Here is a 12,886-nt window from a genome sequence, read left to right as displayed (position 1 = left end):
ATTTGGTGTCGGTTACTCAATTAATTTTTCTATCAAACAGCTGCTTCCGGGCTCAAAAAAAGCTCGGCTGTTGCAATGTCCTGCACATGGTCCACGTCCACAATTTTGGAAAACGGATAGGCTTTCAGATGAATGTTGTTTTCCAGCAAACTGCGCTGAAAGTTCCGCATCCGGCTTACTCCGCCATTTACGGCATCATTTACCAGCGCAATAGCCTCTTTTCTCAAACAATAAATTCCGCCCGAGATGAAGCGTGTTTCCGTCGTATTTTTATCCGTGAAAGCGGTAATGTTCCCGGCCTCGTCAATAGTTACGTACAAAGGACTTTCGTCGTCGATGAATGTGGTTACAGCCATGAGGCCTCCCAATTCTTCATTTCCTGCAAATTCCTGAATGTAGGCTGTGAACTCTTCTTCTTTAAAAACAGTGTCTGTTGTCGTCAGGCAAATTTCTTTCAGTTCCGGGTCGCTGCCGAACAGCTCAAAAACACTGTGCAACGAACTCGGTGTTGATTTTTTCACAATATGAATCGGCAATGTCAGGCTAAGCTCATTCAAATGACTTTCCAGCACGGCTGATTCTTCATTGATAATGATCATGATCTTTTCAGCATCATTCCGCATGAAAATTCCTATCAGCCTATCTATCAGCATTTCGCCATTCAGCGTCACCATGGGTTTTGGGAGTTTGAAACCTTCCTTTGCCAATCGTGATCCTTCTCCAGCCGCTATAATTGCGTAGTTCATATTATTGGTGTCTTTTTCTAAACCTCTCTTAAAAATCAAGCCTGAACCGTGCCCTTATCCCCCATTCCGAAACATTCGGGTTGTCGAGATAGGTGAAACGTTTCACCAGATCGACGCGTAACAGCTTGAAAATGTTTGCTATACCCACGCTTCCCTCAATGTAAGGCTCGCGCGACAATGTGTAACTGATCGGCTTGCCGTTCTCATCCACGGGAAAGCGGAAAAGTGCAGGGTTATTGGCCGGGTTGTTTTCGTCCCTGAGCCCGCCCATAAGTCCTTTGAAGCTGAAAACTTCTCTCAGTTTCAGCTTTTTCAGCAACGGGATTTTATTAAATAAAAAGCCGTTCATATAATACTGCACGTCCAGACTCGCATAATGATCGCTCACGAATTCCAGGAAGTTCATCAGGTTATAGCTGTTGAGCTGGTAAGCGTAAGTCTGGTTGGCACGGTGGATGGTAAGCAGCGGGAAAAGAACGTTTTTACCAAAAATGTAACTTCCCTCAGCCGTCACATCTGCATAACCGAACTGCGACAGGTAAACACGTTTTGCAATGTTCGCTGAAACATTATGATAGCGGTTTTGACCTTCGAAAACGCCTTTCAAACCCGCATTATAGCGTACTGTGAAGATCGGATATTTGTTAATGATCGGCGTGCGATACAGTTTTCCCTGGTAATATTGCTCATGCGGCGCATAGCGCAGTTCCAGATTGGCTTCTGTGTTGCTTAATCCGCCCACATTCTGCAATTCGCCTTCACTGTTCAGTTTTTCGTATCTTAAAATTCCGGCTGGCGTCTGTCTCCAATTGGTAAAACCAATTTTGTAAGAAAAGCGGCTTTCGAACTCGCGGACATATTCGAGCTTGTACACATCATTATAAAGCCAGCGGTTGTTGTCACCTCTTTTGAATGATAAAAGGAAGTTATCTTCCTGCACAAACTGCAAATCCTGGCCCGGAATCTTGGTGTCGCGCTGGTAACTGGCGCGGATGTAATTCAGCGGGAAATGGTAAACAGACTTGTTATTGAAAGAATAAGTGCCACTCAGGAAATATTTCCATTTCTGATCTTTAAAACCATAAGCCGCATAAGTTTCAATGTAAAAGCGCTTGCTGAAATCCGTGGTCGTGCGTCCGCCGAAACGAAGCCTGAAACCTTCCACGGGGTTAAAACTGTAAAACGTGTTCACCGGCCCCACTTCCACTTTGCCAAAAGACTTGTAACCTGACAATAATAGGGTGGCAATGTCCATCGTACGGCGAAAGGATGGAATCGTTTGCAGCGTATCCACATTTCTGTAAATGTTCAGCTCCATTTTTTCCAGCGGCAAATGTCTCGCGCCTGCCCAGAATGCTTCGCCCGTTTTTACGTCGGGATTGAATGCAACCTCCTCACTCGGCCCGCTGTAAACGCTGTCCGGGCGGGTTTGATTAACCGTGTAATTTTTGAAATTTACCACGCGCTGCCCATAAAAGCCTGCATTTTTCTCGCCCAAGGCGAACTCCATGCCCAATGTTGTCTTGGTCGGGTGGTAGCGTCCGTCGGGTCCTTTTTCATATTCCAAACGTGCTTCAAGGTCACGCATGAAGTTGAGGTTAATGTCTTTATTAACCGTCAGATATGCATTTTGGACACCATAATTTCCGTCCAGTGTAATGTACAGCTTGCCTTCAAAAAGCATATCTGTCTTGTTTCTTGGAACAAAACCCAGTTCGACAAGCCATGGCGTTTCGGTCTTGATCGTGTCGCGGATGAAGAATTTGTAGAATGTAGGCGCCGAATTTGCGATCGGGCTCAGCAATAAGTTGGTGGCGATGGAAATGTCATTTTCATACAAATTGACATCTTCATATAACCTGTTGAAATAGGCGCTCAAACCATCATTATCCACAAATTTCGCATCAAACTCTGCCCTTCTGTTGGCCAGCACCCATTGTTTTTTGGTATATGGATTTTTGCGGAAATAAATCTGCGAAAGCTTTTCCTGAATGTAAGCCGGCAGCATATTCTTTCCGCCCATAGCCGTAGAATCCTGATCTTCGAAAAGGAACTGATAGTTTTTGAAAATACGTTTTTCCTTGAAATTGTCAGAAAGGTTGCTCAGTGCGAAGGAGATCTTTTCGTACTGCTCATATTCCACAAAGTCATTGGCGGCCATTTTGTTCTGGTCCTTATGCGCAATCACTTCGCGGATCAGCTGAACAGCCGGGTTATCCTTGTTACGGTAACGGCCTCTTCCCTTAATGGTCACTTCTTTGAGCATGGAAGCATCCACAGCCAGTTTCACATTGATCACTTGCTCAATGCCGGGCGTGATGGGTTTTTCAACGCTGAGATATCCTACGTATGTGAACTTTACGGTTTTATAATCTTCACGCAATGTCATTGCGTATTTTCCGTCTGCGTCGGAGGCTGTTCCCATGGTCGTGCCGGGGATCAGGACGGATACGAAAGGCAATGTTTCGCCTGTTTTCGCGTCGGTAACGGTTCCTTTAATTGTCGTGGTGCTTTGCGCTATGGCAGTTCCGGAAAGGGTCTGTACGAGACAGAGGATCAGGGAAACTTTTAACCATACCGACTTACTTATTGTTTTCATTTGTGAACGTCATAACGTATTTTTCATGGATGCGTTTTTAATAAATCGTGCAAACTGCGGAAGCCGGAAGGCCCGGACGCTCAAAACCCAGCACGATGATCAATCCGGCATTCGATTGCTAAAGCCACTTATTTTCTTTGTACCACATCAGGGTTTCCTGCATGCCCTGCCGTAAGTCGTATTGCGGCGCGTAGTGCAGGCTGTTTCTGGCTGCTTCAATGCTGCAGATCCAGTTTGAAGCCGTGAGCTCTTTGAGTTTTTCCTTGTTCAAAACCGGGGTTGCGGCGGTGAATCCGTAAACGAAGTCCAGGAAGCCGGCCATTAATTTTACCAAAGGCAATGGCAAATGTGCCCTGAAAATGTTCTTGCCGCTGATTTCCCGGAACCGGTCTGCGAATGCATAACGGTCGTAAGCTTGCCCGTCGGAAATGTTGTATACTGTTGTTTCGCGCTGGTTTTCCAGCATTGCAGCCATGGTGGCGGCCACAAGATCTTTGACATACACGAAGCTCAGCCGCTGCGGGCCCTTGCCTATATATGCGTCCAATCCATTGTTCAGTGTTTTGAAAAGAATAAATAAATCCTTTTCACCGGGACCGTAAACGGCAGTCGGACGGATAATGGTTAACGGTAAGCCGCTCACCTGCGCGAGATATTGCTCGGCCAGCAACTTGCTTTTGCCATAATCGGTCACAGGAATGGGCAATGTTTCCTCTGTAATGGGCTGTTGCTCAGCATAAGCAAGCGGACCGATAGCGGCCAGGCTGCTCAGAAAAACAAAGCGTTTCAAAGGAATATTGGCTGACATTGCGGCCTGTGCCAGATGCAGGGAATATTCTGCATTGACTTTGTTGTAAACAGCCGTTTTTTTAGCCTTGGTCACTCCTGCTGCGTGGATAATGTAGGAATAGCCTCCATCCTCCAGTAATTCTGTCAAGGAATCCCTTGACTCAAAGTTCGTATTCACAAACGTCAGCGGGACTTTCCCGGTTTTTCCCAAATCGCCTTGCAGCTTTTTCAGAAAGGTCAGGTCGCTGGAAGGCCTTACTGCTGCGTGCACTTCCATGCCTGCTTCCAGTGCTGTTTCTACCAGGTGAAACCCGATGAAACCGCTGGCCCCCGTTATGAATACTTTCTCTTTCATATTGCTTTTTCCAGCAGTCTGTACCGTTTGTACAGCTTGCCGTTGATCTGTTCAATGGCGTGGTTCATGAGATAATTGCCTTCCAGCATCCATGAACATTCGCCACCTGTGACTTTTGTGCCGTAAGTGTTTTTGATGATATGGCCGTATAAACAGGCTTCTATGCCCATTTTGCGGTAACCTTCAATCACACCCAATGTCAGCACGCGAATGCGGGTTATATTTTTTTTGCCAAACAGTAATTTAAAAATTCCGGTCGGCAGCAAACGTCCTTTTTTAATCTTGATCTGGATCTGGTTAATGTCGGGGATGCCCAACACGAAACCGACCAGCTTGTTATCCTTCTCTGCAACGAGACAAAAATTGGGATCGAGGACCAGTTTCAGGTCATTGGCCAGGTAATCGAATTCCTTTTCGGTCATCGGAACAAAGCCAAGGTTCTTGTCCCAGGCGCTGTTATAAATTTCCCGGATCTTCACCACCTCGTTTTTGAAATCTTTCAGATTGATCTTGCGAATAGTGATCCCGCTCCTCTTGAGCCTTCCTTCCAGCGCTTCAATCATCCTTACCGACTTATCATTTGCCTCGTTCACATTGATCTCGTAAGCAAGCAGGTCCGTCTTTTTCACAAGTCCTGTATTTTCGAGCAAAGGCACGTAATACGGCGGATTGTAAGGCATCATCGCCATCGGCGGCCGGTCGTAACCTTCTATCAGCAGGCCCACCGTATCATTGGTCGATAAATTCACCGGCCCGATCAGGTTATCCGCTCCTTTTTCCTTCACCCAGGCAGCCGCCTGCCCGATGAGCAGATCGACCACTTCCTGATCATCAATTGTGTCAAAGAATCCAAAAAAACCATCTTTTCTGCCTGTAAACGCATTATGATTGCGGTTATCAATCGCCGCAACCCTACCCACAATCTTATCTCCGTCGTACGCTAAAAACAGCTTAACCTCCGAATGTTCATAAAAGGGATGCTTCTTCGGAGAAAGCATATCTCTTTGCGCGATAAAGAGCTCGGGAACGTAATTGGGATTTTCCTTATATAATTCGTGGGGAAAATCAATGAACAGTTCCAGGTCTTTGGGAGAGTTTACGTGGGCAATGCGCTTCATAGTTTTGCGGTTACAGCTTCGGGACAGATCTGACGATATATTTTAGCCATTTTATCAACTGCTTCTTCAATCTGCCCAAAAGTGTGCGTCGCCATCAGCGAGAAACGGATAAGCGAATCTTCCGGACGAACCGCTGGTGAAACCACCGGGTTCACGAACACGCCATCTTCCTGCAACAGCTTGGTCATCAGGAATGTTTTCTCGTTATCGCGGATGTAAACCGGCAGGATCGGGCTTTCTGTTTTGCCCAGGTCGAAACCGTTTACCAGCAACAATTCTTTTGCATATCTTGTATTGGCCCAAAGGCGTTCAATGTGATGCGGCTCGGATTCAATGATGTCCAATGCTGCCAATGTGCTGCCTACTGCGGCCGGCGTCATACTCGCACTGAACATAAGGGACCGTGCGCGGTGTTTCAGGTAATCGATCGTGGCTGCATCGCCGGCAATAAAGCCGCCCAAAGAAGCAAGCGATTTGCTGAATGTTCCCATGATCAGATCAGTAGTCTCGGTCAGGCCGAAATAGGAAGCTGTTCCTGCTCCGTTTTTGCCGATAACACCCAGACTGTGCGCGTCATCCACCAAAACCGAAGCGTCAAACTCAGCTGCGATGGCATTCAATTCAGGAAGTTTAACGATATCGCCTTCCATGCTGAAAATTCCGTCCGTAGCGATCAGCTTCACGGCTTCTTCCGGCAAAAGGCTCAGTTTTTTCCTGAGGTCTTTCATATCATTGTGCGCATACTTGATCACTTTTGAGAAAGACAACCGGCAACCGTCAATGATGGAAGCATGGTCGCTTTCGTCCAGGATCAGGTAATCGTTACGGCCCGTAAGGCTTGACAATGCGCCTAAATTCGCCTGGTAACCCGTGCTGAAAAGCACCGAAGCTTCTTTTCCGGTGTAAGCGGCAAGCCTTCTTTCCAGTTCCTCGTGAATGTCCAGCGTTCCGTTCAGGAATCGCGAACCGGCACATCCGCTTCCGTATTTCTGAACCGCTTTTTGCGACGATTCAATAATGTAAGGATGCGAGGTCAATCCCAGATAAGAATTGGATCCAAACATAAGGACCGGCTTACCATTGATGATCACTTCCGTATCCTGCCCGGATTCGATGGGGCGGAAATAGGGATAAAGACCTTTGGATCGAATGTTAGCCGCGTCTTTAAATTCGGCGATGCGCTTATTTAATTTTTTACCCATAAGTAATTAATGTCAGAATCAACAGCTTCTTTTAGTGGGGTGCCTGGTGGCTTTCAAGCCGAGGCTGTGGGGGTGATCAGAGCGATCAGTTGGTATTGTAGTGGTTATTTTCCATGCTAATTTTTTTAGAACTTGAGTTTGATAAAAATGTCAGTTTCAGTCGCCGCGGCCTTTAATTTCACTGTTCTTAAACTACACTCCGGCCGCAACATTTTACCGGAATTTATCTACTGGCATTCAAAGTTAAAAGGTAAACCCGATACCTGCCATACTAGTTCATCAAATTCCCTATTCATTTTGCATTTTACCGTTAACATGAAAAAAAACTTTTTGCACTTTTCATCCATTTAGCCCCTAAAACGCCAAGTTCTGACCAACTTGCCTTTCAGTTTTTCAAAATGGGGAACTTTATCAAACAGTAATTTTTTCATGTTAACGTTTATCCCAACTACGCTTCTTTCACCACTATACTTTTGGTTACCGCGCCCGACCGGAATTTAGCGGATGACCACTTTTCCGCCACTCTGTCGACCAGGTAATACATCATTGGCACAAGATAGATGGTTAAAAGCATTGAACTGGTCAGTCCGCCTATTAAAACCCATGCCAGCGAATTCTTCCATTCTGCCCCTGCGCCGGTTGCCGTTGCAATAGGCACCATACCGATCACCATCGCAATGGTCGTCATCAGAATCGGACGAAGACGCTCTTCTCCTGCGATCAGGATCGCTTCCCGGAACGGCACGCCCAGCTCTTTCTGCTGATTTGCAAAGTCGACGATCAGAATTGCATTTTTAACTACAAGCCCGATGAGCATCAGCATTCCCAAAAGGGCAAAAATACCGATGTTCGACGATGACAATGCGAGTGCCAGAAGCGCCCCGACAACGGCCACCGGAATCGAGAACAACACCACGAGCGGATAAACAAAACTGTCGTAAAGCAGCACCATGATAAAGTATACCAAAACCAACCCCGCCAGCATCGCCAGCCCGAGTGAACCAAAACCTTCGCTCTGGTTTTTTGCGTCGCCTCCCCATGTCAGAATAATGTCTGATGGAAGTGGCTTCTCTACCAACCCGGCTTGAATATTGCTCACCAATGTTCCCGATCCAATCCCTAATGTATTAGCGGTTACAGTTACGGATGAACGACGGTTCTTGCGCTCCACAATCGACGGTCCGTTGCTCAGACTCACGTTTGCGAATTCGGCCAGGCGCACCGGACGCTTCGCGGCGGGACTGTAAAAATTAATGTTTTTGACGTCATCCGGATTTTTCCTGTCGAACGCGTCCAGCATGATGCGGATCTCGTAATCTTCACCGCCATCCCGGTATTTGGAATCGTCATTTCCGGCAAATGCATTCTGCATGGTCGCACCCACAGTCTGAATGTCCAGACCAAGCTTCGCCATTTTTTCGCGGTCAATTTCGACCCTTACTTCGGGGTTACCTGCCTCTACGGACACATTCACGTCGTTTGCGCCGGGTGTTTTTCTTAATCTGTTAGCCAAGTCATTGGCAGAAACCAGGATCTTATCCAGATCATCGCCGCTCAGGAAAATTTCGATCGGAGACGCGCCGGAGTTCACCATTCCCACAGCTGCGGAGTTGAATTCCACGCCTGCGAATTTTTGTTCCAATTCTTTCCGAACTGCAAGCATGTAATCCTCAGTCGGTTGTGCATTCTTGCGTTCTTCTGCGGGGATCAGTTCTACTGTCAATTCGGTTCTATTCGTTTCGCCGCGCCCGGAGCTGTTCAAACCTGTGCTCGCTCCGCCAACATTGGCGAAGATCGTTTTCACTTCCGGTTTTTGTCTTAAATAATCCTCTATTTGTCTGGATGTGAGGTTATTCTGTTGCAATGAAGCACTTTTATCCAATTTCATGGTCAGCAGAAACTTACCCTGATCACCTTCGGCCACGAACTCTGAACCAATGATTCCCAGGCTCATTACCCAAACTGTCATCCCAAAAATCGCTATCAAAATTCCTGAAAACGCCAGCTTATGGCCAAGCACCCATTGCAAACTGCCGTGATACCATTTGGTCATCTTGGTAAGGCCTTTTTCAAACCATAACAAGAATGCCTGCACGGGATTTTTAGGATCCAAATGTTCAATCCGCGCCATTTTGGAAGTCATCCAGGGCGTAAGCGTGAAACTTACCAACAAGCTGACCATAGTCGCGAATGCAACTGTTAAGCTGAATTGACGAAGCAAATCGGCGATTACCGAGTTCACAAATGTGATCGGAACAAAAACCACTACGATTACCAATGTGATGGCCAATGCCGCAAATCCAATTTCGGTAACCCCTTCAATGGTCGCATCCCAGCGGTTTTTGCCCATTTCCAGATGTCGCTGAATGTTTTCCAGAATTACAATAGAGTCATCGACCAAAATCCCGATAACCAGCGAAAGTGCCAGTAAAGTCATCAGGTTCAGCGAGTAACCCATCAAATACATAAAAAGGAAAGCCGCGATCAATGATGCCGGCACCGACACCATTACAATGAATGCATTCCGGAAACTGTGCAGGAACAAAAGCATTACCGCAGCCACCAGGATCACCGCAATGATCAAGTCATGCGTTACGGCTTCCACGGATTCCAATGTAAAAATGCTGCTGTCGTACGCGATCGCAAATTTCACCTTGTCCTTTGCATTCGTTTTTTCAATCTCCGAAAGCTTCGCCTGAATGGATTTGCTGATTTCCACCGCATTGGCGTCCGATTGTTTTTTTACAAACAGCCCGATCCCGTTGATGCCGTTGTAACGGCTAATGCTTTCTGCGTCAGTAAGTCCGTCGGTAATGTTGGCAACGTCGCCCACGCGGATGGGACTGCCGGTTACCGGGGAGGTGATTACCAGATTTCTGATGTCGTCAATAGAAGTAAACTTTCCGGCGAGACGTAATGTCATGTTTTCGCTCGCGCTCTTTACTTTTCCGGTTGGGAAGTCGAGGTTAGCCTGATTAATCGCCTGGGTAACCTGCAAAAGCGATAAGCCGTAAAAATTCAGCTTGTCGTTGTTCACATTTACGCGGATTTCGCGCTGGTCGCCACCGGTCATTGTAATTTCGGCAACGCCTTCGATCTGTGTTAGTATGGGCAGATATTTGTCTTCAACCTGCTGATAAAACACTTCATTCGGCAAGCTTGAAGTTGCGAGCAGCTGCATAATCGGCTGATCGCTGGGTGATATTTTCGATAAGGAAGGCGTTTCGGCGTCGTCCGGCAAGTCGCTGAGCATGTTGTTCACATCGCGCTGCGCATCTTCCAGGGCTTTATCAATGTCCGTTCCGGCTTTGAATTCCACGATCACCAATGATGCGCTTTCCAGAGATTTGGAAGTCACTTCCTTAATGTTGTCCAATCCGGAAACAGCGTCTTCAATTTTCTTACTTACCTCCGATTCCACTTCCGTCGGCGCTGCGCCCGGGTAAACCGTTGTGATCGTGATCGTTGGAACGGAAAATTCCGGCAGCAGCATGTAATTCAGCTGCGTGTAGGAAACAAGCCCACCCAGGATCAGCACTGCGAACAGTACAATGATCATCGACGGACGTTTCAATATGGTTTGAATAAATTTCATGTTTTCTCTGGCTAATGAGTGTTATTGTGCAACAACAGAAGTTCCGTTTTGCAGGTTAATCTGTCCGCTGGTCACGACTTTGTCGCCCGCTTTCAGTCCTTTTGTGATTTCATAAAATTCGTTGGTCGTGGCGCCGATGGCTACGTCGCGCAGGTTTGCTTTGCCGTTTTCAACCACGTAAACCTGTGGCTGTTTCGCTGAACCCGTAATTGCCTGGCGTGGCACGGCCAATGCCTCGCCTTTCACTTCGCCAGTGTTGGCGATGGAGCCATACATGCCTGCTTTCAATGGATTTTTCTGTGAATTCTGAACCGTGATCTCTACCGGATAATTGTGCGCATCATCGCCTTCTGCGCTTACCATGGTCACTTTCCCTTTGAAATCTGCGTCAGGATAAACATCCGTTTTAATGCCGATCGTTTTGCCATTGCGAAACTCATTTACCGATTTTTCAGGAATATTCACCACCAATTTCAGCAGGGAAATGTCTGTAATCTCGGCCATAGGCGTTCCTATGCTCACTACGGAACCTTTTTCAACCATTTTGGCCGTTACAATGCCCGAGAAAGGAGCGATAATGCTGGTGTTGGCGACCTGTTTTTTCAATTGCTTGATCTGCGCTTCGGTGCTGCGAATGCTCAGTTGCGTTCTTTCCAGGTTTACCGCAGGAACCGCGTCGCCTTTGACGAGCACTTCGTAACGTTTCAAATCATTCTGATAACCTTCCAATGTAACCTGCGCGGCCTCGATCTGGTAACGCAACTGCTCGTCGTCCAGCTTGGCGATCAGTTGTCCGGCCTTTACGAATTGTCCTTCTTCAAAGTTCAGACGAACGATTTCGCCGCCTGCCTGCGGACGGATCTCTACTTTGCGATTGGGAGTAAAAGATCCCAAAAAGGATGCTTCCTGTGATAATCGCCGTATTTCTGCGACGGCAACTTTCACACCTACTTTGGGATCTGTATCGGGTATGTAAACTTTCTGTGCTGTTTTTTCTTTGTTGTCCAGCAATTTTGCCGCAGTAAGTCCTATGCCTGCAATCACGGCTAAAAATATAAGTAAACGTTTCATAATCTTGATGTTAATGTTTAGTACAGTAGTAGTTGAGTGTTATTTTTGAATGAGTGAGCCGGTCGCTTTTTTCCATTCCAGCTCAGCTTTCAGCAGTTGGACAAGCGATGTGAGATAATTGCTTTGCGCGTCCAGGTTGCTGTTTTCAGCTTGAATTACATCTGTCAGCGAAACCGTTCCTTCTTTGAATTGCAGCTGGATCTGTTTGTAAACCCTGGATGCCAGCGCCACCTGGTCTTTCTTAGCATTAATGTTCCTTTGTTCTACGGCGAATTTGTTGCGCGCATTGGCTTCTTCCATGGCGATGGACTCTTTCACTTGCCTCAACTGCACATTCAATTTGTCATTATCAATCTGATTCTGAGTGCGTTTGGCGCGTCGGGCCATTCCGTCGAATACATTCCAGTTTAGCTGCAAACCAGCCCAGTAACCAGGCACATCCTGAAACGTTGAATTCTCGCCCCCTTTGGCATAGAACGCCATATTAGCGACTCCGTAGGCATTCACAGTGGGGATAAATCCGGACTTAATGTTCTTGTCCTGCAACTCATTCAGATCACGTTGCTTATTCAATAATGCCACATCCGTGCGCCTTAATTCAGCATCCTGCGCTTGTGCAGGCAGCGAAACATCGCTAACGTTAATTGCTATACGCAACGAGTCGGTCTGTGGCGTGCCGCTGTAATATTTGAGAAGATTAACGAGCTGGCTGTAATTGTCTTTCAAAGTGGCCAGCTGCGTTTCTGTTGTAGTTTTGTTGATTAAAATCCGGTCAACATCCACGCGCTGGCCTAACTTATTCTGATAAAGGAGGTCTGAAACTTTGTGCATGCGGTCCAGCGAAATGAGGTTGCTATCTAAAAAAGCCATTTGCTGCACCACCGTAACGAGATTGTAATAGGCGTCCGTAACATTGTAAGCCACATCTTCTTTGGTTTTCACCGTGCTTAATGAAGTCAGCTCGCGATTGAGATTAGCTGCCTTCAATGCATATTTTACAGACGGATTGTACAGATTCTGAGTCACTTGCGCTGTCGTTGACAAATTGTAAGGCAACCCGAACGCCAATGTGCTATACTGTCCTTCTGGCCCGCCGAATGCGCTTGCAGGCACCACCTGTCCAGGGATTTTGAAATAACGTCTGTAATCTCCGGAAACCGCGACATTAGGCAGCAAAGCAGATTTCACCTCGTCAATTTTTGCGTTTGTTTTCCGTTCTTCCAGCTGCGCCGACTGAATGGAAAAATCATTTTTCATGGCTAATTCTAAGAGTTGCGGCAGCGAATATTCCTGCGCTTTTGTGCTGCCTATCGCCACAAAAGACAATAGGGCTGCGATATGAAATTTTAATTTCATGGCTAATTTTCAAGTAAATGTTTATTTTAAATGTTTGTTTAAACGGAGGGCAAAA

Annotated in this window: 8 protein-coding genes; all 8 read right to left on the bottom strand. The window is 46.7% G+C overall.

The annotated features are described in order from the left end of the window. Positions 1 to 32: 32 nt before the first annotated feature. Positions 33 to 746: a sugar phosphate nucleotidyltransferase gene (locus L0660_RS10830; RefSeq protein WP_235159480.1), complete on the bottom strand. Its 714-nt coding sequence runs from the start codon at positions 744 to 746 to the stop codon at positions 33 to 35. 28 nt (positions 747 to 774) lie between these two features. Further along, entirely contained in the window at positions 775 to 3,345 is a 2,571-nt protein-coding gene (locus L0660_RS10825) for a DUF5686 and carboxypeptidase-like regulatory domain-containing protein (RefSeq protein WP_235159479.1), read from the bottom strand. Between the two features lie 118 nt (positions 3,346 to 3,463). After that, the gene (locus L0660_RS10820; protein ID WP_235159478.1) at positions 3,464 to 4,489 is read right to left on the bottom strand and encodes an NAD(P)-dependent oxidoreductase; all 1,026 of its coding nucleotides are present in this window, start codon (positions 4,487 to 4,489) and stop codon (positions 3,464 to 3,466) included. Continuing rightward, on the bottom strand, positions 4,486 to 5,607 hold the full coding sequence (locus tag L0660_RS10815) for a hypothetical protein (protein WP_235159477.1): 1,122 nt from the start codon (positions 5,605 to 5,607) through the stop codon (positions 4,486 to 4,488). The genes L0660_RS10820 and L0660_RS10815 overlap by 4 nt, the downstream gene beginning before the upstream one ends. After that, positions 5,604 to 6,809: a serine palmitoyltransferase gene (spt, locus tag L0660_RS10810; protein ID WP_233796985.1), complete on the bottom strand. Its 1,206-nt coding sequence runs from the start codon at positions 6,807 to 6,809 to the stop codon at positions 5,604 to 5,606. Before spt ends, L0660_RS10815 begins: the two co-directional genes overlap by 4 nt. Before the next feature lie 448 nt (positions 6,810 to 7,257). Beyond that, complete coding sequence (locus L0660_RS10805; protein ID WP_235159476.1) at positions 7,258 to 10,404, bottom strand: efflux RND transporter permease subunit; 3,147 nt, start codon at positions 10,402 to 10,404, stop codon at positions 7,258 to 7,260. Between the two features lie 21 nt (positions 10,405 to 10,425). Then, positions 10,426 to 11,475 (bottom strand): efflux RND transporter periplasmic adaptor subunit, encoded by a 1,050-nt coding sequence (locus tag L0660_RS10800; RefSeq protein ID WP_235159475.1) that lies wholly within the window; start codon positions 11,473 to 11,475, stop codon positions 10,426 to 10,428. A 39-nt stretch (positions 11,476 to 11,514) separates the two neighbouring features. Further along, a complete protein-coding gene (locus tag L0660_RS10795; RefSeq protein ID WP_235159474.1) occupies positions 11,515 to 12,831 on the bottom strand; it encodes a TolC family protein in 1,317 nt (438 codons plus the stop codon). Between the last annotated feature and the right edge of the window lie 55 nt (positions 12,832 to 12,886).

This window comes from Dyadobacter sp. CY351, from assembly GCF_021502625.1.
Classification (GTDB): Bacteria; Bacteroidota; Bacteroidia; order Cytophagales; family Spirosomataceae; genus Dyadobacter; species Dyadobacter chenhuakuii.
This window is presented reverse-complemented; position numbering and strand designations above follow the sequence as displayed.